We start from the raw sequence: 21,446 nt of genomic DNA, 5'->3' as shown, positions 1-21,446 counted from the left end.
GCGGAGGGATATTTTTATTTTGAGAGCATTGGCCGGACATTACGCCCGCTTTTGCTCCAAAAAGTCCAGATACTCGTCCATGGTGATGGAGTAGCGGCTCAGCTTTTCCAGCCGCTCTTCCTCCCGGAAGCCACAGCTCTGCACCGTCAGCTTGGAGCGGAGATTTCCGTGGTAGATCTTGGCGATGAGCTTTCTGGCCCGAAAGTCGAAGAAGGCCCGGTACTGGGCGGCCCGAACCGCCTGGGTGCCATATCCGTTTCCCCACAGCTCCTCTTCTCCGATGGCAAAGACGATCTCATAACAGTCGGGGGTTTCCTGACGGGAAAGCCGGACGAAGCCAATGGAATCCTCCTCGTCGTCGCAGACCAGGAAGAAGCGGCCCCGCTGGTTGAACCGGCAGGCCAGCATGGGTTCCGGCGTGGTCTCCACCAGACGGCGCAGTGCCCGGGGGGAGTCGGCGTCCTCGTTCAGGAACCGGGTGATCTCCCGGTTCTCCATCCAGTCCGACAGCCGGTAGATATCCGCCTGTCCCATGTTCGCACGCAAAAAAATAGAAGCGGCTTTCTTCATACGCTTACCTCACAGTAAAAATATTAAAAAGCCCTTCTATGCTTGCGCATCGACGGTTCTTTTTTATGAAATTGTACCTACACCATAGCATAGAAAACGATCTCTGTCAAGTCCGGGGGAAAGGGAAGAAGCTCTTTTGCCCAGGCGGCGCACACCCGGCAAAAGAGCCCCTGGATCAGGAATATCAGCATTTCTTCTTCTCCGGTACCAGGAAGATAAAGATCAGAGAGCTGGCCAGCAGCAGATAGGGATAGATGAGGCAGGGCATGATGTCGAAGGCCGAGACGGCGTGGCCCAGCTCGGCGGCGGCGGAAATGGCCACCAGCATCTGAGCACCGTAGGGGATGACCCCCTGGAACACGCAGGAGAAGGTGTCCAGCAGCGAGGCGCACTTCCTGGGGGAGATGCCGTACTCCTGGCCCATCTCCCGGGCGATGGGGTTGGCCATGACGATGGCCACGGTGTTGTTGGCGGTGGCGATGTCCATCACGCCCACCAGCAGGCCCATGCCCAGCTGGCCGCCCCTGCGGCCCCGGAACACACGGCGGATCAGGTTCAGCAGGGCGTCGAAGCCGCCGTAGACCCGGATGAGGGCGCACATGGCCGCCACGAGAATGGCCACCATGCTGGTCTCAAACATCCCGGCGGCGCCGCTGCCCATGTGGGCCAGCAGGTCGGTGGCGGCGGTCTCGCCGGTGAAAAGCATGATGGCGGAGCCGGAGACGATGCCCGCCAGCAGCACCAGGAATACGTTGAAGCCCGCGATGCCGCCGATGAGCACCAGCACATAGGGGATGATCTGCACCAGGTTGTAGGGCTCCACTACGGCTCCTGCCATGGGAGTTCGGAAGGAGAGCACCAGGATCACCGCCAGGGTGGCCAGGGCGGCGGGGAGGGCGATGCCGAAGTTCTCCCGGAACTTGTCCTTCATGGCGCAGCCCTGTCCGTTGCAGGCGGCGATGGTGGTGTCGGAGATAAAGGAGAGGTTGTCTCCGAACATGGCCCCGCCCATTACCGCACCCACGCACAGGGGGACGCCAAAGCCGGAGGCGGAGGCCACGCTCACGGCGATGGGGGTGATGAGGGTGATGGTGCCCACGCTGGTGCCCATGGCGGTGGAGACAAAGCAGGACACCACAAACAGCACCGCCACGGCAAACCGGGCGGGGATAATGGAGAGCATGAAATAAGCCACGCTCTCGGCGCTGGAGCGGCCCACCACACCCACAAAGGTCCCGGCTACCAGGAAGATGAGGAGCATGGTGATGATGTTTTTATCCCCCACGCCCTGCCCCATGATCTCCAGCTTCCGCTCGAAGGAGAGCTCCGGATTCTGGATGCAGGCCACCAGAATGGCAGCCAGGAAGGCGATGACGATTGGGATGTTGTAGAAGCCCATGGGGATCTTCATACCGTACTCAAAGGTGAGGCCCAGCCCCAGGTAGAGCACCAGGAACACCAGAATGGGCAGCAGAGCTCTCGGATTGTTTTTCTTCACGTTCATCCACTCCAAAGGAGGCCAGAAGAAAGGGGCGCCCGCGCTTGTCCGTGGATGCCCCGGATCGATCGGACCCGTAATATTTTTACTTTAACATGGAAAAGAACTCGTGTCAAGACCTGGCGGGAACAGCCAAAAGAGGGTCCGCTTCGACACGGACAGCCCCATTCGTGCCTGCAGCGCGAGGGAGGGGCCGTTTCCGGCCACCACCTGCCCAAAGGCGTATTGCCCCCGGCTAAGGGCCAGGCGGATGGCTCCGATCTCAAGAGCCTCCCCGATCCCCCGGCGGCGGAATGCCGGCAAGACCTCCAGAAGGCCGATGGAGCCTTCGTCGTGAAACCCCACGAACCCCGCGGGCTGTCCGTCCACAAAGGCCCCCAGAAGGCCCCGCTCCACCACGCCCTCCATATAGGGCAGGCCGCCAAAGTCGCCGGAATAGTGTTCCACGGCCCAGGGGGCCCACGCCTGATCCAGCAGCCGCAGCTCACCGCCAAAGTCCCTGGGCGCGGGGGGCGCGGGCCGGGTCCATGCTGCGGAGTGGACGATCTTGACGCCGCGGAGCCCCAGCCGCCGCTTCAGCAGGGGAAGACACCAGGAGGCGTGGCCGGTGATGAGGTCGGCGTCATCCGGGATGAGCTCCAGCAGCCATTCCGATCCGGGCTCCAGCGCGAACATCCAGGAACCGCTGTCCCGGTCCCGCAGGACCACGCCTCCGTCCGCCGCCGTCAGGTGCTCCGCGGAGCCCCGGCGCAGTACCTCCAGCAGATTGGCGTAGTAGACCGGGTCCCGGTTCAGAAAGGACGACGCTCTTTCCCGTTCATCCATGTGAAGCCCCCTTCAGCGGCAGCTGAATGACAAAAGCGGTGCGCCGGCCGGTGCTCTCGGCCCAGATGGAGCCGCCGTGGAGCTCCACGATCTCTTTGGCGATGGCAAGGCCCAGACCGGCTCCGCCGGTGCGGGTGGAGCGGGCGGCGTCCAGCCGGTAAAATTTTTGAAAAATGTTGGACAGCTCCTTCTCGGGAATTTCCAGGCCCTCGTTGGTCACCGTCACCACCGCCTGATCGCCCTCCCGCCGGGCCACCAGGCCCACCGGGCCGCCGGGGGAAGAGTAGCTGACGGCGTTTCGGAGCACGTTGTCAAAGACCCGGGCCAGCTTGTCGCCGTCCCCCTCCACCACCAGATGGGGTTCGATGTCGGGGGCACAGGTCAGATCCTTGGAGGCAAAGAGCGGGTAGAACTCGTCGGCCAGCTGCTCCAGCAGGAAAGAAATCTGCACCTCGTCCCGCCGGTCCAGGGCCAGATCCATGGTGTTGATGTCAAAAAACTCTCCCACCAGCTCCTCCAGCCTCTTGGCCTTGGCCAGAGCCACTCCGGTGTACTTGCTCCGCTGCTCCTCGCTGAGTCCCGGCTCGTCCCGCAGCAGTTCCAAATAGCCCAGCACCGAAGTGAGCGGGGTTTTCAGGTCGTGGGCCAGGAAGGCGATGAGGTCCTGGCGCCGTTTTTCCTCCTGGCGAACCTCCTCCTGCTGAAGGCACAGCCGGGCCCGGACGGCGGCCAGATCTCCCGCCACCGGATTCAGTGCGCGGGGGACTTCCCGGGTCTGCGATGGGTCCTCCAGGATCTCCTGCAGGGCTTTTCCCACCCGCCTGAGACGGATGCCCGGCAGGGCGGCCAGGATCACCAGTGCCAGCAGCAGCGCCAGGCATCCTGCGGTAAGCAGGATGATTTTCCAGGTGGTCACGATGGTTTCCTCCTCTTTTGTTTCACGTGCCGGGGCGGGCGGTGTCAGAGCACCCGGGTCAGCGATCCGCCGCACCTGCAGCGGTAGCGCTCGGGGTGACGGGTGAGCTGGGAGGCCCGGAGACGGTGGAATTCCGCGCCGCACCGGGTGCAGCGGAGAATGTAGTTTGGACTTCTCAGCTCCTCCACTCCCATTTTCTCATTGGTGGAGGTGCGGGAGATGGTGTAGCCGTAGGCGGCGTTCATCTTCGCCGCGTAGCTCTGCCAGCGCTTGCCGTGGTTGCGGCAGCCGCAGCAGGTGTGGAGCGCCTCGTGGGCCAGTGTCTCCCGGCAGCCCGCCTCCGGCCCCTCGGCCAGCCGCTGGGCCACCTCGATCTCAAAACGCCCCTCCCGGAACCGGCAGCAGCCGAACCGGCGGGCGGCCCTGCGGTTGCGCTTTACTTCAGGGTCAATGTTTTGGGACACGGGGATGCCCAGCGCCTTCGCCTCCCGGAGCACCGCCTGAAGAAGCGCGTCACAGTCGTTCACAGCGCAGACCCTCCCCCGTGCCGGTGACGGCATAGCACTGCCAGCCGCTGAGACCCGCAGCCGCCAGGGCGGCCCGGGCTCGGGGCGCGTCCTCCGGCATCAGCCGCAGAGCGATACCGCAGCCGGCGGATACCTGCCGCAGCACGGGCATCACCACCGCCGGGCACACCCCGTCCAGCGCCCGCTGGGCGGCGATGGCCCCGCTGGCCGAGGCAAAGGTCACATGACACCAGTCCATCAGAGGGAGATCACCTTGGCGCTCTGGCCCATGGCGGAGACGATGTCGTACATGTTGCTCACGGTGCCCACCTTCAACTGCTCGGTGAGTCCGTAGAAGTTGAGGCAGGTGCCGCACACCAGCACCCGGGTCCCCCGGGCCTCCAGCGACTTCAGGTGTTCGGCGGCCTGCTCGTCCAGAGCGGGCACCTTTACCCCGGCGTTCATAAAAAGGAGCGCGGCGGGGGCCTCCTCTCCCTGGGCCAGGGTGTAGAGGTACATCCGCATCAAGTTGCCGCCCAGGGTGCGGTCCCCGGCGCCGATGATGTCCCGGCCAATGAACACCGCCCAGTCCCCGGTCCCGGGGCCTTCTCCTCCGGCAGCGGGGACGGCGGACCCTTCTCCGGACAGAGTGAGGGCGTAGTCTCCCTCTGCGCCGGACACCGCGGCCTGATAGCCCTGACTGTCCGCCAGCCGTTTCAGGTTTTCCACCGCGGCGGCGTTGTCCACCCGCACAATGAGCTGCTTCTCTCCCGCCAGCATGGCCTTCCGGGTCAGGATCACGGGCTGGGGGCAGGCCAGTCCTCTCGCGTCGATCTCTTTCATTCTTGCTCCTCCTTCTGCGCTTCCATGCGCTCATTCAGGTCGGTAAGATACATCCACCGCTCCATTTTTTCCTCCAGCTCGGATTCCCGGAGGGCCTGCTCCGCCTGGAGCCGCTCCAGAGCCACATAGTCGCTGCCCTGGGCCTCCTGCTGGGCCTGCAGATCCGCGAGAGCGGCCTCCAGCGCGGCGATCTCGCCCTCGATGGTCTCGAATTCCCGCTGCTCCTTGTAGCTGAATTTCAGCCTCTGGGCCCCCCGGGGCTTTTCCTTTCGCTCCGCCGGGGCCTTTTCCGCCCGGGCCTGCTCCTTTCGGCTCTCCAGCCAGTCGGAGTAGCCGCCGGGGGTCTCGGTGACCGTCCCCGTGCCGTCCACCAGGAAGATCCGCCGGGACATCTTGTCCAGGAAATACCGGTCGTGGGATACGGCCACGACTGCTCCGGGGAAGCTCTCCAGGTAGTCCTCCAGCACAGTGAGGGTGTCGATGTCCAAATCGTTGGTGGGCTCGTCCAGCAGCAGCACATTGGGGGCCGCCGCCAGCACCGAGAGGAGGAAGAGACGCCGCTTTTCTCCCCCGGAGAGCTTGCCGATGGGGGAGTACTGCTGATCGCCGGTGAAGAGGAACTGCTCCAGCAGCTGCCCGGCGGTGAGGGTGCCCGAGGCGGTCTCGATATAGTTGCCAACGTCTTTCACATAGTCGATGACCCGCTGAAAATCGTCCATGGGCGGGTTCTCCTGAGAGAAGTAACCGATCCGCACCGTCTCGCCTGTCTCCACCGTGCCGCTGTCCGGCCGCAGGCGCCCGGCCAGGAGATTGAGCAGAGTGGATTTTCCGCTGCCGTTGGAGCCGATGACCCCGATCCGGTCGGTGCGCAGGAGCATGCAGGAGAAATCCCGGATCACCGCGCGGCCGGCGAAGGACTTGGAGACGTGGGCCAGCTCCACCGTCTTTTTCCCCAGACGGCTGGACAGGGCGGTGAGCTCCAGCCGCCCCCGTTCCTCCGCCGTCTCCTGATTTTTCAGGCTCTCATAGCGCTCCAGCCGTTCCCGGCTCTTGGTGCCCCGGGCCTTGGCACCCTGCATCACCCACTGGTACTCCCGGCGTAGGATGGACTGGCGCTTGCGCTCGCTGGCCTGGGCCATTTCCAGCAGCTCTGCCTTTCGTTCCAGGTAGGCGGCGTAGTTTCCGGTGTAGAACGTGAGACGAGCGTTTTCCACCTCCACCATCCGGTCCACCACCCGCTCCAGGAAGTAGCGGTCATGGGTCACCATCACCAGCGCGCCCTTCCAGCGCTTCAAAAAGTCCTCCAGCCAGCCCACCATCTCGGCGTCCAGGTGGTTGGTAGGCTCGTCCAGCAGCAGAATGTCGGAAGGCCGCACCAGCACGCTGGCCAACGCCACCCGCCGACGTTCTCCGCCGGAGAGCGTCCCCATCCGCCGGGTAAAGTCAGGCAGGCCCAGCCGGGTGAGTACGGTCTTGGCCTCATGCTCGGCCACCTCGCGGGCGGAGGAGTCCAGTCCGTTGAAGACCTGCTCCAGGATGGTGCGCTCCGGTTCATAGGCCGGGGCCTGGGGCAGATATTCCAGCCGGACCCCGGGGTCGGGCCGCACAGAGCCGCCCTCCGGCTCCTCCGCCCCGGCCAGGATGCGCAGCAGGGTGGACTTTCCCGCCCCGTTGGCCCCGATGATCCCCAGCTTTTCTCCCCGGTCCAGGTAGAGGTTCACGTCCTCCAAAAGCACCCGCGCCCCCAGGCTGCGGGTGATGTGTTCTGCCGACAGCAGCATACTCCACTCTCTCCGTCCCATCTGATTTGCCTTTTATTATACACAAAAGTGGGAAAAGAAGAAAGCCCCTTTAAAAAACATCACACGGGCCGGAGCATTGCTCCGGCCCGTGTGATGGCTCTCAGGTCTTATTTGCCCATGCAGCGGTAGAGGAAGGTCACGAGCCGAGCCCGGGTGCAGCTCGACAGGGGGCTGAACAGAGCATTGCCGGTACCTTCGGTAATCTTTTCTTCAACGGCACACAGCACGGCCTGACGATAGTAGGCATCCTCGGCGACATCTGTACAATTTTTGAAGCACACGGAATTTCCTCTTGACAAATCCGGCTGGCTTGCCGTATACTAATAAAGTATCTAAAATGTAAAAATTGATTGCCACCTGTGTATGTCAGTTTCCATTTTGACTTACATGGGTGGTTTCTTTTTTGCGGCAGGATAACAATTTTCAGGAGGTATTACACTATGAATCAGGGTACTGTCAAATGGTTCAACGAAGAGAAGGGCTACGGCTTCATCTCTAACGACAACGGCAGCGGCGACGTGTTCGTCCACTTCTCCGCCATCCAGGGCAGCGGCTTCCGCACTCTGGCCGAGGGCCAGAAGGTGACTTACGACACCGAGCCCGATCCCAAGGACAGCAATAAGCTGCGCGCCATCAACGTGGTGGCGCTGTAAGCATTGCCAACCAGACCGCCCGGGGCTGTTAAGCCCCGGGCGGTCTTTTGTTTCCCGCACACTGTGCGCCGCGCCTCATAGGATAGGGATGGAGGCTGATCTTATGGAAGAGACCCATCTGAGCATCGGGATGAAGGCCCCCGATTTCAGCGCCGTCACCACCTTTGGGCCGGTGAAGCTGTCTGATTACCGGGGGAAATGGCTCATCCTGTTTTCTCATCCGGGGGACTTCACCCCTGTCTGCACCACGGAATTTTTAGCATTCTCCAAAGCCCAGCCGGAGTTTTCCGCCAGAAACGCCCAACTCCTGGGGCTGAGTATTGACAGCAACCCCTCTCACCTGGCCTGGACCTATGCCATCTACATGGCCACCGGTGTTCAGGTGCCCTTTCCCATCATTGCCGACCGGGACGGGAGCATTGCCCGCCGTTACGGGATGATCGCTCTGGATGCCAGCCGGCAGGAGACTGTCCGCAACGTGTTTTTCATCGATCCCGAACAGGTCGTGCGGGCCATTTTAGTCTATCCCCTCACAAACGGCCGGAGTATTCCCGAAATCCTGCGCCTGCTCACCGCGCTCCAGACCACCGACCGGGACGGCGTGGTCACTCCCGCCAACTGGCAGCCGGGACAGCCTGCCCTGGTTCCGCCTCCTCAGACCTATGAGGGCCTGCTGGAGCGGCAGAGCGGGAAAAGCCAGCCCCCGCTGGACTGTCGGGACTGGTTTTTGTGCTATCGCCAGCTTCCCGGCAGTTCCGAGGGATCGGGAGGCGGAGTGACGCAGGAGTAGGGGTGCCATGTCTGGCGTCCCCGGAAACAAAAGACCGCAAAAAATTCCTGTAACCAAACTGGTTACAGGAATTTTTTGTTTATGAGGATTTTCCCATGCCCGGGGGCGGGGCTGCTCCGGCGGATCACAGGAGGATGACGCCTGCCTCCTCACAGATGGAAAGGGTTTTCTCATCCCAGATGCCGGCCTGGACCTCACCGATGTGGGCTTTGCCCAGCAGATAGGTGCACAGTCGGGACTGGCCGATGCCGCCGCCGATGGTGAGGGGCAGCTTGCCCTCCAGCAGCAGCTTGTGGAAAAGCAGGCCCCGGCGCTCGTCGTGGCCGGAAAGAGTGAGCTGACGGTCCAGGGCGGCGGGGTCCACCCGGATACCCATGGAGGAGAGCTCCATGGCATCCTCCAGCACGCTGTTCCACACCAGCAGATCGCCGTTGAGGGCCCAGTCGTCATAGTCGGGAGCCCGGCCGTCGTGGGGCTGGCCCGACTTCAGCGCGCCGCCGATGCCCATGAGGAAGGTGAGGGGGTGCTCCCGGACGTAGGCACGCTCCCGCTCCTTGGAGCTGAGGTCGGGCCAGCGGTCTTCCAACTCCTGGGCGGTGACGAAGGCGACCTGCCCGTCCACCTGGGGCAGACGGTTGAGAACGGGGAAGGCGGAACGGAGGGTGGTCTGGGTCTCCCGGAGGGCCTGCGCGATGGCCTCCACCGTACGGCGGAGATAGTCCTCGGTGCGGTCCCGGGGGGCGATGACCTTTTCCCAGTCCCACTGGTCCACATAGGCCGAGTGGAGGTTGTCCAGCTCCTCGTCCCGGCGGATGGCGTTCATGTCGGTGTACAGGCCCTCCCCCACGGAGAAGTGATAGCGGTAGAGTGCCATGCGCTTCCACTTGGCCAGGGAGTGGACCACCTGGGCGTCCTTGGAGGCAAAGGGCACGTCGAAGGAGACGGCCCGCTCCACGCCGTTGAGATCGTCGTTGAGGCCGGTGGAGGCTTCCACAAAGAGGGGGGCGGAGACCCTTCGGAGGTTGAGGGCCCCCGCCAGAGTGTCTTCAAACAGACGCTTCAAAAGGCCGATGGCCTTCTGTGTGTCGTAGAGATTGAGAGAAGGGGCATAGCCCTGGGGGATGATGGTAGTGGCCATATGTGTCGGCTCCTTTTTGTTTAGGTAGCCTTTATTATAAGATGCCGACACCCAAAAGGCAAGAAAAAGAGGAAAAACGTGCCGGTTTAAGGGATCTCCAGCACCTGGCCCGGGTAGATGAGGTTCGGATCGGCGATGTCGTTGCGCTGGACCAGGGCGGCTACTGTGGTCCCGAAGCGGCGGGAGATGGCCCAGAGAGTGTCGCCCGGGCGGACGGTGCAGGTCACCGAAACGCTCTGACCGCCGGGGATGCGGAGGATCTGCCCCACATAGATGAGGTTGGGATCGGAGATGTGGTTGAGCGAGGCCAGGGCGGCCACTGTGGTGTCGAAGCGGCGGGAGATGGCCCAGAGAGTGTCACCGGCGCGGACAGTGCAGAGCCGGGCATGCTCTTCTTCGTGGAGGAAGATGCCGTCCCGGAACTGGTCCCGGTCCACATAGCCTGTGACGCCCGGGACCAGGCCCCGGTCGGTGTACTGCCAGCCGGTCCAGGCGTCCCAGGGAGTGCCGGAGAGGTCGGGCTCGGCAGTGTCCCACTGGGCCACCCAGAGGGGGTAGACGGCGATGGAGTCCTCCAGCCGGGCCGAGGCGGTGTAGGTGTCGGCATAGATCATAGGGGTCTCGCCCAGCAGTTCTTTTGTCCGAAAGAGAAAGGCCTCGGCCACGGCGGTGGCCTGGGCGGGGCTCAGGTTCTGATAACCTTCAAAGTCCAGGGCCGGGCGGCAGTCGTAGGTCAGGGGGCGGAGAAGCGCGGCGAAATGCTCGGCCTCCAGAATGGCGGCGGCGGGGGTGCGGGCCTCCAGATAGTGATAGAAGCCGTGGGGGAGACCGGCGGTTTCGGCCCGTGCGGCGTTTTGATAGAAGGTCTCGTCCACACCGGCCTGCCCGTAGCTGGAGCGGATATAGACTGCCTCGATGCCGTCGGCCCGTGCGGCGGAAAAGTCCACATCACCCTGAAAGACGCTCACGTCCATGCCGTCCGCCGCCAGGGCGGGGGCGAGGAGAAACAGGCCGCAGAACAGGGCGGACAGAAGCTTTTTGACCATAAGGGTCCCACCTTTGGATTAAAATACGGGGAGAGCTCCCCGGACATTCTATGCGGAGTGGGAAGGAAGCGTCCGGGACAAGCCTTTTATTGACTTGCACGCTTCATCGTGGTAAACTGTGTGAAATTGGAAAAGGGGGCCGACCCATGGAGAAAATCAAAATGACCACCCCTCTGGTGGAGATGGACGGGGACGAGATGACCCGCATCCTCTGGGAGGAGATCAAGAAGGAGCTGTTGGAGCCCTATATCGACCTGAAAACAGAATATTACGACCTGGGTCTGCCCGAGCGGGAAAAGACGAGGGATCAGGTGACGGTGGACTCCGCCGAGGCCACTAAAAAATACGGGGTGGCGGTAAAGTGCGCCACCATCACTCCCAACGCCCAGCGGGTGGAGGAGTACAAGCTCTCCCAGATGTGGAAGTCCCCCAACGGTACCATCCGGGCCATTCTGGACGGCACCGTGTTCCGGGCTCCCATCATGGTCAAGGGGATCTCTCCGGTGGTGAAGAACTGGAAGAGGCCCATCACCATTGCCCGCCACGCCTACGGCGACGTATACAAAAATACCGAGTTCCAGCCCAAGGGCCCCGGAAAGGCCGAACTGGTGTTCACCGACGACCAAGGCCGGGAGACCCGGCAGACCGTCTTTACCTTCCAGGGACCCGGGGTGCTGCAGGGGCAGTACAACACCGACGCCTCCATCACCTCCTTTGCCCACTCCTGCTTCCAGTACGCCATCGACACCCGGCAGGATCTGTGGTTTGCCACCAAGGATACCATTTCCAAGCAGTACGATCACCGGTTCAAGGATATTTTCCAGGAGGTTTTCGACGCCCGGTACCGGGAGCAGTTCGACAAGCTGGGGATCGAGTACTTCTACACCCTCATCGACGACGCGGTGGCCCGGGTCATCCGCAGCGAGGGCGGGTTTATCTGGGCCTGCAAGAACTATGACGGCGATGTGATGAGCGATATGGTCTCCACCGCCTTCGGTTCCCTGGCCATGATGACTTCGGTGCTGGTCTCCCCGGAGGGGAACTGCGAGTACGAGGCCGCCCACGGCACCGTGACCCGCCATTATTACAAGTACCTTAAGGGCGAGGAGACTTCCACCAACCCCATGGCCACCATCTTTGCCTGGACGGGCGCCCTGCGCAAGCGGGGGGAGCTGGACGGGATCTGCGAGCTGGGCGCGTTTGCCGCCAAGCTGGAGGCGGCGTGTGTGGCCACCATCGAGGGGGGCACCATGACCAAGGATCTGGCCGGGCTCTGGGAGGGGAAAACGCCTGCCCGGGCGGTGAACAGCCTGGAATTCCTGAAGGCCGTCCGGACAGAGCTGGACCGGAGACTCTGAGGCCAAAAACAGCGCCCCGGCCATTCGGCCGGGGCGCTGCCTGCGTCCTCAGGTGGCTCTGCGCCAGGTGCGGGGGCTGAACAGAATCAGAATGGGGAAGATCTCCAGCCGGCCCAGCAGCATGTCCAGGGAGAGAACCAGTTTGGAAAGGTCGGAAAGCATGGCGTAATTGCTGGCCGGACCCACCATGTCCAGGCCGGGGCCGATGTTGTTCAGGCAGGCCAGCACGGCGGTGAGGTTGGTCTCCAGAGAGAAATTGTCCAGGGAGAGGAAGAGAAAGGAGAGGACCGCGATCGCGCTGTACGCCGACAAAAAGACGTTGACCCCCTGGAGAGTCTCACTGCTCACCACGTGGCCCTCGGCGCGGACGGGGTTGACGCTGTGGGGATGGAGTGCCTGACGGAGATGGGCTCCCAGAGATTTGTAGAGCAGCACCAGACGGGCACATTTGATTCCGCCGCCGGTGCTTCCGGCGCAGGCGCCCACCACCATCAGAACCACCAGGATGCTCCGGGAGAGCTGGGGCCAGAGATCGAAGTTGACGGTGGAGAAGCCGGTGGTGGTCATGATGCTGGAGACGGTGAAGGCCGCATCGTGGAAAGCGGGTAGGATCCGTCCGGAATACTGGGGGAGGATGTTCACCGTGATGACAGCCATGGAGCCCAGCAGGATACTGACATAGAGCCCCAGCTCCTCGCTGTGGAGGGCCTGCCGGAATTTCCCGGTGAGGAGGAGAAAATAGACGCTGAAGTTGACGCCGAAGAGGGCCATAAAGACCGTGCAGACGCTCTGAAGATAGGGGCTGTACCCCGCCATGGAGTCGTTTTTGATGCCGAATCCGCCTGTGCCTGCGGTGCCGAAGGAAGTGCACAGGCTGTCGAACAGCGGCATTCCTCCCGCCAGAAGAAAACACACGCACAGAACGGTGAGGGCCACGTAGATGAGATAGAGGATGGCTGCGGTCTGCCGGACCTTGGGGACCAGCCGGCCCACGCTGGGGCCGGGGCTCTCCGCCCGGAGCAGGTGGACGCTGTATCCCCCTTTTCCCATGGGCACCACGGCCAGAAGAAAGACCAGGATGCCCATGCCGCCCAGCCAGTGGGTAAAGCTCCGCCAGAAGAGGAGTCCCCGACTCATGGACTCCACATCCCTGAGAATGGAGGCACCCGTGGTGGTGAAGCCGGAGGTCACTTCAAAGAGGGCGTCCACATAGTGGGGGATCTCCCCGGACAGCCAGAATGGGAGCGCTCCCGCTGCGGAGAGGACCAGCCAGCCCAGCGCGACGATGAGAAAGCCCTCCCGGGCGTAGAAGCGGAGCTCAGCCTTCCGGCAGAGGAACCAGGCCAGCCCGCCTGTGCCGCTGCAGAGCAGCATGGAGGTGAAGATGGCCCTCAGCGCCCTGCCTTCTCCGTATCCCGCGGCGATCATGGCCGGGGGGAAGAGAAAGAGACATTCCAAAAGAAGAAGGATGCCCAGCATCTTTCCGATCATTTTTCGATTCATGTACCTGTGTCCATCCTCTCAAATGTCAGTCCGCAAAGAGATCTTCCAGCCGCGTTACCGTTCGGCCGCCCGCAGTGACTGCGATCACGGTGTCCCCGGGGAAGAAACGGCTGTCGCCCCGGGGGAGGATGGTCGCGCCCTCGTGGGTGATGCAGGCGATGAGGACGCCCTTTTGAAGGGGGATGTCCCGCAGCGGTTCCCCGCAGTGCCGGGTGTCCTTCCCTGCTAAAAATTCCAGGGCCTCTGCCTGTCCGTCGGCGATGGGGTGAAGCGCCAGGACGCTGTCGATGCCGTCGGCGCTCTCCATGGCCCGGACATAGCGGACGATGTGGGCGCAGCACAGCCCCTTGGGGCTGATGGTGGAACCGATGCCCAGACGGCGGAACACATCGGTGTATTCGATGCGGTTGATCTTGGTGATGACCTTGGGGACCCCCAGATGCCCGGCCAGCATGGAGAGGACCAGATTTTCCTCGTCCATTCCGGTGAGGGTGACCACCGCGTCGCTGCGGCGAAGGCCCTCGGCTTCCAGAACGTCCTGGCGGGATCCGTCGGACTCGATGACCACGGCGGTGGGAAGCGCCTCCGCCAGCTCCAGGCAGCGGCTGTGCTCCCGCTCGATGATCTTGACGTTCATCCCGCTCTCCAGGCACCGGTGGGCCAGATAGAAGGCGATGCGGGAGCCGCCGATCAAAAGCAGATTCTTTACCTTTCGATCCACCAGCTTCAGGTGCTTGACCAGCTCGGCCAGGTCCTGGACGCCGGCGGTGACGAAGAGGGTGTCTCCTGTCTGGATGGTGAAGGAGCCGGAGGGGATGTGGATCCCGTCCTCCCGCTCCACGGCGCAGACCAGAACGTTGACCCGGGCGATCTCGTAGAGCCGGGACAGGGGGATCCCCGCCAGAGGGGAACCGGCATCCACCGGGATGGCCACGATCTCCACTCTCCCCTTGGCAAAGGATTCCCGCTTGAGGAAGGATGGAAACTGGAGCAGCTGGTAGGCCTCGTGGGCGGCGGAGAGTTCGGGGTTCACCGTCATGGAAAGCCCCAACTCCTCCCGCATGGAGATGAGCTGGTCGGCATACTCCGGGTTGCGGACCCGGGCGATGGTGTGCTTGGCACCCAGCTTTTTGGCCGTGAGACAGGAGAGCAGGTTCAGCTCATCCAGGCTGGTGGCGGCGATGAGGAGTCCGGTTTCCCCGGCTCCGGCCTCCCGCAGGACAGACATGGATGCGCCGTTGCCCGTTACCGCCATCACGTCCAGCTTTTCAATGCTCTCGCTGAGTACCTGGGGGTCGGAGTCGATGATGGTGATGTCGTGCCCCTCCGAAGAGAGCTGGGCGGCCAGGGCGGCGCCTACCTTGCCGTCGCCCACGATGATGATGTTCACAGTGTTTCCACTCCTTACCGGAAGTTCCCGGACATTCTTAAAAGCCATTATAGCAGAAAGTATCGTTCTTGCAAGTCGGTTACAAGGCTGGTATACTGGAACGAAGATGGACGGTTTTGGACCGCCTGGGAAGAGAAGGAGGGCTTTTCATGAACATTCGGCGAGTTTGGATCATGTATTGGAGCGCCACCGGTACCACGGAGAAAATAACGCGCACGGTCGGCGGGACGCTGGCGGAGAAACTGGGGGCGCCTTTGGAGGTCTGGGACTTTACGCTGCCCTCCGGGCGGCAGGGTCAGCCGGACTTCCGGGACACCGACGCGGTGGTCTTTGGAACGCCTACTTATGCCGGGCGGGTGCCCAACGTGCTGCTGAAGTATCTGGATACCCTGGCCGGGAACGGGGCTGCCGCCGTGCTGGTGGTGACCTACGGCAACCGTGATTTTGACGATTCCCTCATCGAACTCAGAGACATTCTGGCCGACCACGGCTTCCGGCCCTTTGCCGCGGGGGCCTTTGTGGGAGAGCACTCCTTCTCCACCGTGCTGGCGGCCGGACGGCCCGACGCCGACGACCTGGCCCTGGCCCGGACCCTGGGAGAGAGAGCGGCGGGTCGGCTGGCGGGAGACGAACTGGAACTGGTGGCGGTGGACGGGACACCCAAGCCCTACCGGGGGTATTATCAGCCGCGGGACCGGAAGGGGACCCCGGTGAATATTTTGAAGGTGAAGCCCCTGACCTCCGATGCCTGCGACAAATGCAGGGTGTGCGTGAAGGTCTGTCCCATGGGCTCCATCAGCCCGGAGGACCCCAGTCAGTATACCGGCATCTGTATCAAGTGCGGCGCCTGTGTGAAGAAATGCCCCAAGGGGGCCAAGTATTACGACGACGCCGGGTATCTCTACCATAAGACCGAACTGGAAGAGGGGTACAAGCGCCGGGGCGAAGTCAAACTGTATCTGTAAAAAGAAGCTGTCCCCCGCGCCGCAAAAGCGGCGCGGGGGACAGCTTCTTTCGGGAAATCAGCGCTTCATCTGGAAGGGGACCATTTCCACCCGGACGAAGAAGCCCTGGGGGTGCTTGCACACCGGGCAGAGCTCGGGGGGGCGGGTGGCGGTGACCAGATAGCCGCAGTTGAGACACATCCACTGACATTCGGTCTCGCTGATGAAGAGCTTGTTTTGCTCCAGCAGATCGGCAAACTGGCCGAAACGGTCGCCGTGGGTCTGCTCGATGCGGGCGATCTGGGAGAAGAGGTGGGAGACCTCGGGGAAGCCCTCCTCTTTGGCGGTGTGGGCGAAGCCGGTGTAGTCGTGCTCCCACTCCTGGTACTCGTTGTGCTGGGCGGCGCGGAGATGCTCCAGCACGGTCTCGTAGAGGTCCACCGGGTAAGTGCCGTCAATGGCGATATTCTCCCCGGAGCAGGGCTTGAGCAGCTCGTAATAGGCCTTGGCGTGTGCCCGCTCCTGATCAGCGGTGAAGGTGAACACGGCCTCGATGACGTGCAGGCCGTTTTTCTTTGCCAGCCCGGCGGCAAAGGTGTAGCGGTTGCGGGCCTGGCTCTCGCCGGCAAAGGCCCGAAGGACGTTGCGCTTGGTCTCACTGTTTTCAAATAAAACGGACATGGCGATCCCTCCTCAAATGGATGGAATCAGCATGTCCGCTTTTGGGCCGTTTATGCGTCAGATGGCTTTGGAGAGGGGAAGCGCATGGATGGCGGCGGGCAGGGCATAGGGAACGTCCAGCCCCTCGCCGGGAAGCAGACCCAGCAGCTCCAGTAATGCGCAGACCTTGTCTGCCAGGCTCACGGCAAAGGATTCCCGGAAGTGGCAGGGCGTGGGGGTGAGAGGGAACATGTGGGTGACGATGATGTCCTTCTCCCTCTGGGTGAGGAGAAAATGCGCTTCGGCGTTTTTGAGGGCGGTCTCCCCGTGATGCTTTAAATGAAACCAGCAGGTGTGGAGCTGCCGGTCGGTCCAGTCGTAGAGATAAAAATCGTGGAGCAGAGCGCCCCGGGCGGCCTCTCTGGCGCGCCAGCCCAGGCGGCGGCACAGACAATAGGCGGTGTAGGACACCAGAAGGGAATGGTGATAACAGCTGAAGCCCGGACGGTGCTGGGGCAGGGCGCGCATGGACTGCACCGCCTCGTCGGCCAGCAGATCGGAGATACAGGATATCCAGGGGGCTTTTTCATTGAACTTCCAAAACATGACAAAGATTCCTCCGCTTTTTCAAGGCTGATTTCAGTCTAACCGAAAAAACGAAGGAAACCAGAGAGAAAGTCTGATGTTTTTGTAAAGATTTGTGAAGGAATTCTGACGGGGCAGTGGAAGGAGATCAGAGGAACGCGTCGATGAGCGCGGCGGCCTCTGCCGCAGGGTCGGCCTCCATGTCCAGCCAGTGGACGTCTTTGTCCTTTTTGAACCAGGAGACCTGGCGCTTGGCAAAGCGCTTGATGGCGCGGCCCAACTCGTCGATGAGGGCGTCCTCCGAGGGGAGCGTGCCCTGGAGATAGCGGAGAATGTACCGGTATTCCAGACCCAGCCCCTCCAGGAATTCGTCGGAGACCCCCTGAAGGCGCAGTTCGGCCACCTCCTGCACCATGCCTGCGTCCAGACGGGCCAGCAGGCGCTCGTCGATGCGGCGGCAGACGGTCTCCCGGGGAAAGGAGACCCCCAGAGTGAGCACGTCGTAGCGGGGCTGGCGCTGGGCCTCCGCGTGGGGGTCCTCTCCGTTTCTGCTTTTCTCCAGCAGGCGGATCAGCCGGGGACGGTTGTTCCAGGCATCCGTGTCCACACCTACCCCCAGTGCGGCGAGACCGGAGCGCAGCTCCTGGGTAGAAAGGGTCTCCAGCCGGGCACGGAGCGCGGGGTCCGGAGGGGCGGCGTGAAAGACGTAGCCCTCGGACACCGCACGGATGTAAAGTCCGGTCCCGCCCACCAGGAAGGGCAGGCGGCCCCGGGCGGCAATGGCATCGATGGCCTCATAGGCCCCCCGCTGGAACTGGGCCACCGAATAGCTCTCCCCGGGGTCGGCCACATCCAGCATGTGGTGGGGAACGCCCTCCATCTCCTCGGGCGTGATCTTGCCGGTGCCCAGATCCAGGCCCCGGTAGACCTGACGGGAGTCGGCGGAGACGATCTCGCCGTGGTATCGTTTGGCCAGAGCTACCCCCAGACCGCTTTTGCCGCAGGCGGTGGTGCCCAGAATGACGATGAGCTTGTTTTTTTCCATAGGGTCTCCTCCCGGATCAAAGGGATTTTTCAGCCGTTGACCAACGTGTTCAGTACCCGGGCGGCCACGCTGCCCGCCACATCCGAGCCGGAGCCGCCGTTTTCCACCAGCACTACAAAGGCGTAGGGGGTGGAGGCGTTCCGGAGGAAGCCGGCGAACCAGGCGTTGGGGGCTTTGCCGCCCCCCACCTCGGCCGTGCCCGACTTGGCGCACACGTCCATGTTGGGAAAGCGGTCTGCACCGTAAGTGGCCTGCACATTGTTGGACATCATGGCGGTCACCTGCTTGGCGGTGTCCGCCCTGATGAGTGTGCCAGTTTTTTTCTTCAGGTAAAAAGAAAGGGGAAGATCCAGCGCGGACTGCGTTTTCAGAACCAGCTGAGGTACCGCGGCATCCCCGCCCCGGGCGATGGCCCCCATGTAGACCAGCATGGCGCAGGGGTTGACCAGGTCGTTGTACTGGCCCACGCCCGCCCAGCCCACCTGCCCCACAGTGGCCCCGGTAAAATCGAAAGAGCCTCTGGCGGTGGAAAGACCGCTGACGTTGTAGCTGGAGGTGAGGCCCGCCTTTTTGGCATAGGAGGCCAGGACGTCCGGTCCCAGTTCGGACGCCAGCTGGGCGAAGAAGCCGTTGCAGGAGCAGGCCAGGGCACTTTCTGCATTGAGTTCTCCGTGGGGGGCGGTGCAGGTGATGGTCTCGCCGCCCACCTGGGTGGCGCCGGTGCAGGTGAATGTGCGGCTTTCCAGTTCAGGCAGGTTTTCCAACGCGGCGGCCAGGGTCACCAGCTTGAACACCGAGCCCGGGGGATAGAGGGCGGAGAGGAACCGGTTGACGTAAACGCCGTCGTACCGCTCGTCCCCGTCCTGGATGCCCGGAGGATCCGCGGGATCAAAAGTGGGAGCGGAATACATGCACAGCACTTCCCCTGTGTTGTAGTTGTAGACCGCCACCGTCCCCTTCCGGCCGTTCATGGCCCGGTGGGCGGTGTAGTTGAGGCGGGCGTCGATGGTGAGATAGAGGTCGTTGCCCGCCCCCAGGGGGGAGTAGGTGCCGGTGAGCAGGTTGTAGCCCGAGAGCTGGTCTGCAAAGGCCACCAGCGCCCCGGTGCCGATGTTGCCGGCGGGGTCGCCCACAGCATGGAGGGTGGCCCGGCGGACGTCCGGGTTTTCATAGTAGAGCCGCTGTCCGTCTGCATTGACGCAGGAGAGAACGTCGCCGTCCCGGTCCAGCACCCGGCCTACCGCCAGCTGTCCGGTGGAGTTGTAGAGGTGACGGTTGGCGGCGAAGGAGACCCATTTGCCGCCGTAGGCCACAAAGCGGAAGGCAAAAAAGCCGCTGCCCAGCAGCAGAGCGAGAACCAGCAAAAGACAGACGGCGGCCCGCTTTTCGATCTTACGCATCGCCGTTCACCTCCTCGTCGTCCCAGTCCAGCGGATCTTCCGGGGCCAGGCGGGGGGCCAGAGGGGCGGAGGCGTTGTCCTCCCGCTTGGAGGACAGGCGGATGGCGAAGCTGGCGTTTTGGCGGGTGTCGGTGGCCTTGAGGAAGGCCAGCAGGCCCCAGGAGGCGATCATGGCCGAGCCGCCGTTGGAGACGAAGGGAAAGGTCACGCCGGTCATGGGCAGCAGATCCATGCAGCCAAAGACGTTGAGGCAGGTTTGAAAGACCAGCAGGGAGGTGGCCGCGCAGGCGGCGATAATGTAGAAGGAGGAGCGGCCGGTCTTGCAGGCGCGGACGGCAAAGACGGCCAGGGTGGCGATGCAGGCCACCGCCAGCAGGGCGATCAGCAGGCCCCATTCCTCGCAGAGCATGCCGAACACCAGATCGGTGTCCCCCGCGCCCACCCGGTGGAGCCAGCCCTCTCCGGGACCTACGCCGATCAGCCCGCCGGAGGCCGCCGCCGACATGGCCCGGGTCTGCTGGTAGCCCGCCCCGACCGAGGCGTTTTCCCAGGCGTGGCCCCAGGAGGCAAAGCGGCTGAGAACATAGGGTTTCAGGCTGAGGATCACCAGCACGCCCCCCACGGCTCCGCCGGTGATCAGGCCCAGGGTGGCCCAGTCCCCGGAGCGGAGATAGGCGATGACCAGGAAGGTGACAAAGAAGATGGCGGCGGTGCCGAAGTCGCTCATGAGGGCGAGAAAGCCCAGGCACGCTCCGGTGAGGACGATGAAAAGGGTCAGGTTCCGCTTGCGGAAGAGCCGGTCCAGAGTGGCCGAGCCGGCAAAGATATAGCAGATCTTGGCCAGCTCCGAGGGCTGGAGGGACATTCCGCCGATGCTGATCCAGTTGGTCGCGCCGAATTTCCGGCTGCCCAGGACCAGGGTGATCCCCAAAAGGCCGATGGCGGCCCCCGCCATGAGCCAGCGGATCTTCTTGGCCCGCTCCAGATCCCGGAGAAACGCCCCCAGGACCAGGAACACCACAAGACCCAGCACCACACAGAGAAACTGCTTGGGGAGGGCGGGGGTGTTGGAGGAGGCCACTACAGACAGGGAGAGGGTGGAGAGAAAGAAGGCGATGAGTTCCATCTCAAAGCCCACCCGGCGGAAGGCCCGGAGGGTCAGAAAATAAGCCCACATAAGCAGGGTGAGGGCCAGAAAGGTAAAGGGGAGGGAGGGAGCGGCGTTCCTGCCCTCGGAAATGGTGAGCTGGATGCCGGTGAGGACCTGAAAGACCGTGAGCAGCAAAAGGCTTCCCCAGGGGGAGACGGGCCGGGCCTTCCGCCGCCGCTCCCGGCGCTGGGCCTTTTCCTCGGGTGAGACGGGGAGGAGAACGGTCTCCACCCCGCCCAGGGAGAGCACGTCCCCGTAGCGGAGGGGGGCGGATTCCTCCACCCGGGCGCCGTTGACCAGAATGCCGCCCTTGGAGCCCAGGTCGTAGACCGTCCAGCAGTCGCGGGGGTCCCGAATGAGAGAGGCGTGCTGGCGGGAGATGGTGGGGTATTCCAGTACCACGTCCGCGGAGGCAGAGCGGCCCAGGATGTTCTCCCAGTGGGTGAGCGGGGCCCCGGCCCCGTTGGGCAGGGAGAGATAGCCCCACACCTCGGGCAGGTGGGGCACTGTGAGCAGGGAGCGGATGGCCCCCACCAGAATGAGCAGAGCCAGGATGGGGAAGAGAAAGCGGACCACGGTGGTGTACCATCCCGCCACGGCGGGGTGCTGGGCCAGAAAGCCGTGGAGGGCGTCCAGAATGGTCTGGGGAAGAGAAAGGAGCGTGTCCGTAACGCGCACCTCCTTGGGTTCGAATCGGGATTCCAGACAGTATATCACATTTCCGGGGCGGGTGCAATCGGAGGGAGAGGTTGTCCGGCGGACCGGGATGTGATAAAATAAAAATCAATGAAAAGAAATTCCGGGAGGCGACGGGCGGCAAAACG

21 protein-coding genes are annotated in these 21,446 nt (G+C 63.1%); 4 read left to right on the top strand and 17 right to left on the bottom strand.

Annotated elements, in window-relative coordinates:
* Nucleotides 1–39: 39 nt before the first annotated feature.
* The 8 genes from ACQRD3_RS10000 to ACQRD3_RS09965 all read right to left on the bottom strand — a co-directional run bounded on the left by ACQRD3_RS10000 (nt 40) and on the right by ACQRD3_RS09965 (nt 6,939).
* Complete coding sequence (locus tag ACQRD3_RS10000) at nt 40–534, bottom strand: GNAT family N-acetyltransferase (protein WP_198933199.1); 495 nt, start codon at nt 532–534, stop codon at nt 40–42.
* A gap of 220 nt (nt 535–754) precedes the next feature.
* The gene (locus ACQRD3_RS09995) at nt 755–2,074 is read right to left on the bottom strand and encodes a Na+/H+ antiporter NhaC family protein (protein WP_427781287.1); all 1,320 of its coding nucleotides are present in this window, start codon (nt 2,072–2,074) and stop codon (nt 755–757) included.
* 84 nt (nt 2,075–2,158) lie between these two features.
* Nucleotides 2,159–2,893 carry a GNAT family N-acetyltransferase gene (locus ACQRD3_RS09990; protein ID WP_080906528.1) on the bottom strand — a complete coding sequence of 245 codons (735 nt, stop codon included), beginning with the start codon at nt 2,891–2,893 and terminating at the stop codon, nt 2,159–2,161.
* The gene (locus tag ACQRD3_RS09985; protein ID WP_427781283.1) at nt 2,886–3,809 is read right to left on the bottom strand and encodes a sensor histidine kinase; all 924 of its coding nucleotides are present in this window, start codon (nt 3,807–3,809) and stop codon (nt 2,886–2,888) included. The genes ACQRD3_RS09990 and ACQRD3_RS09985 overlap by 8 nt, the downstream gene beginning before the upstream one ends.
* Before the next feature lie 44 nt (nt 3,810–3,853).
* A complete protein-coding gene (locus ACQRD3_RS09980) occupies nt 3,854–4,336 on the bottom strand; it encodes a SprT-like domain-containing protein (RefSeq protein ID WP_427781281.1) in 483 nt (160 codons plus the stop codon).
* Entirely contained in the window at nt 4,323–4,574 is a 252-nt protein-coding gene (locus ACQRD3_RS09975) for a DUF3343 domain-containing protein (RefSeq protein WP_427781279.1), read from the bottom strand. The genes ACQRD3_RS09980 and ACQRD3_RS09975 overlap by 14 nt, the downstream gene beginning before the upstream one ends.
* Nucleotides 4,574–5,158 (bottom strand): sulfurtransferase-like selenium metabolism protein YedF, encoded by a 585-nt coding sequence (gene yedF, locus ACQRD3_RS09970; protein ID WP_080906533.1) that lies wholly within the window; start codon nt 5,156–5,158, stop codon nt 4,574–4,576. Before yedF ends, ACQRD3_RS09975 begins: the two co-directional genes overlap by 1 nt.
* Nucleotides 5,155–6,939: an ABC-F family ATP-binding cassette domain-containing protein gene (locus ACQRD3_RS09965; RefSeq protein ID WP_427781277.1), complete on the bottom strand. Its 1,785-nt coding sequence runs from the start codon at nt 6,937–6,939 to the stop codon at nt 5,155–5,157. The genes yedF and ACQRD3_RS09965 overlap by 4 nt, the downstream gene beginning before the upstream one ends.
* Nucleotides 6,940–7,400: 461 nt before the next feature.
* On the opposite strand from ACQRD3_RS09965, the gene ACQRD3_RS09960 reads away from it, so the two are divergent.
* Together ACQRD3_RS09960 and ACQRD3_RS09955 are read left to right on the top strand one after the other, a co-directional pair.
* Nucleotides 7,401–7,613, top strand: a complete 213-nt coding sequence (locus ACQRD3_RS09960) for a cold-shock protein (protein WP_080906536.1) — start codon at nt 7,401–7,403, stop codon at nt 7,611–7,613.
* Nucleotides 7,614–7,716: 103 nt separating this feature from the next.
* Nucleotides 7,717–8,403 carry a peroxiredoxin gene (locus tag ACQRD3_RS09955; protein ID WP_080906537.1) on the top strand — a complete coding sequence of 229 codons (687 nt, stop codon included), beginning with the start codon at nt 7,717–7,719 and terminating at the stop codon, nt 8,401–8,403.
* Between the two features lie 124 nt (nt 8,404–8,527).
* Here the strand turns inward: ACQRD3_RS09955 and asnA are convergent, their stop codons facing one another.
* On the bottom strand, nt 8,528–9,541 hold the full coding sequence (gene asnA / locus ACQRD3_RS09950; protein WP_427781274.1) for an aspartate--ammonia ligase: 1,014 nt from the start codon (nt 9,539–9,541) through the stop codon (nt 8,528–8,530).
* Between the two features lie 86 nt (nt 9,542–9,627).
* Nucleotides 9,628–10,587, bottom strand: a complete 960-nt coding sequence (locus tag ACQRD3_RS09945; protein WP_427781272.1) for a LysM peptidoglycan-binding domain-containing protein — start codon at nt 10,585–10,587, stop codon at nt 9,628–9,630.
* Between the two features lie 146 nt (nt 10,588–10,733).
* On the opposite strand from ACQRD3_RS09945, the gene ACQRD3_RS09940 reads away from it, so the two are divergent.
* Complete coding sequence (locus tag ACQRD3_RS09940; RefSeq protein ID WP_080906540.1) at nt 10,734–11,945, top strand: NADP-dependent isocitrate dehydrogenase; 1,212 nt, start codon at nt 10,734–10,736, stop codon at nt 11,943–11,945.
* A 48-nt stretch (nt 11,946–11,993) separates the two neighbouring features.
* On the opposite strand, the gene ACQRD3_RS09935 is transcribed toward ACQRD3_RS09940, so the two are convergent.
* A complete protein-coding gene (locus ACQRD3_RS09935; RefSeq protein WP_080906541.1) occupies nt 11,994–13,448 on the bottom strand; it encodes a TrkH family potassium uptake protein in 1,455 nt (484 codons plus the stop codon).
* Nucleotides 13,449–13,473: 25 nt separating this feature from the next.
* Nucleotides 13,474–14,838, bottom strand: a complete 1,365-nt coding sequence (trkA, locus tag ACQRD3_RS09930; RefSeq protein ID WP_080906542.1) for a Trk system potassium transporter TrkA — start codon at nt 14,836–14,838, stop codon at nt 13,474–13,476.
* A gap of 149 nt (nt 14,839–14,987) precedes the next feature.
* On the opposite strand from trkA, the gene ACQRD3_RS09925 reads away from it, so the two are divergent.
* Entirely contained in the window at nt 14,988–15,803 is an 816-nt protein-coding gene (locus tag ACQRD3_RS09925; RefSeq protein ID WP_427781269.1) for a 4Fe-4S binding protein, read from the top strand.
* A gap of 57 nt (nt 15,804–15,860) precedes the next feature.
* Here ACQRD3_RS09925 and rbr read toward each other — a convergent pair whose 3' ends face one another.
* The 5 genes from rbr to ACQRD3_RS09900 all read right to left on the bottom strand — a co-directional run bounded on the left by rbr (nt 15,861) and on the right by ACQRD3_RS09900 (nt 21,258).
* Nucleotides 15,861–16,463 carry a rubrerythrin gene (rbr, locus tag ACQRD3_RS09920; protein WP_080906545.1) on the bottom strand — a complete coding sequence of 201 codons (603 nt, stop codon included), beginning with the start codon at nt 16,461–16,463 and terminating at the stop codon, nt 15,861–15,863.
* Nucleotides 16,464–16,520: 57 nt separating this feature from the next.
* Nucleotides 16,521–17,048, bottom strand: a complete 528-nt coding sequence (locus ACQRD3_RS09915) for an HD domain-containing protein (protein WP_080906546.1) — start codon at nt 17,046–17,048, stop codon at nt 16,521–16,523.
* Between the two features lie 127 nt (nt 17,049–17,175).
* Complete coding sequence (gene miaA, locus ACQRD3_RS09910) at nt 17,176–18,072, bottom strand: tRNA (adenosine(37)-N6)-dimethylallyltransferase MiaA (RefSeq protein ID WP_080906547.1); 897 nt, start codon at nt 18,070–18,072, stop codon at nt 17,176–17,178.
* A 29-nt stretch (nt 18,073–18,101) separates the two neighbouring features.
* Nucleotides 18,102–19,472 carry a penicillin-binding transpeptidase domain-containing protein gene (locus tag ACQRD3_RS09905; protein WP_427781266.1) on the bottom strand — a complete coding sequence of 457 codons (1,371 nt, stop codon included), beginning with the start codon at nt 19,470–19,472 and terminating at the stop codon, nt 18,102–18,104.
* Nucleotides 19,465–21,258 (bottom strand): FtsW/RodA/SpoVE family cell cycle protein, encoded by a 1,794-nt coding sequence (locus ACQRD3_RS09900; protein ID WP_427781285.1) that lies wholly within the window; start codon nt 21,256–21,258, stop codon nt 19,465–19,467. The genes ACQRD3_RS09905 and ACQRD3_RS09900 overlap by 8 nt, the downstream gene beginning before the upstream one ends.
* Nucleotides 21,259–21,446 lie beyond the last annotated feature (188 nt).

Origin of the sequence: Candidatus Pseudoscillospira sp. SGI.172 (genome assembly GCF_050313575.1) — a bacterium.
Taxonomy (GTDB): Bacteria; Bacillota; Clostridia; order Oscillospirales; family Oscillospiraceae; genus Vermiculatibacterium.
Note: the sequence above shows the minus strand (reverse complement) of the source record. Positions and strands in the feature narration are given on the sequence as shown.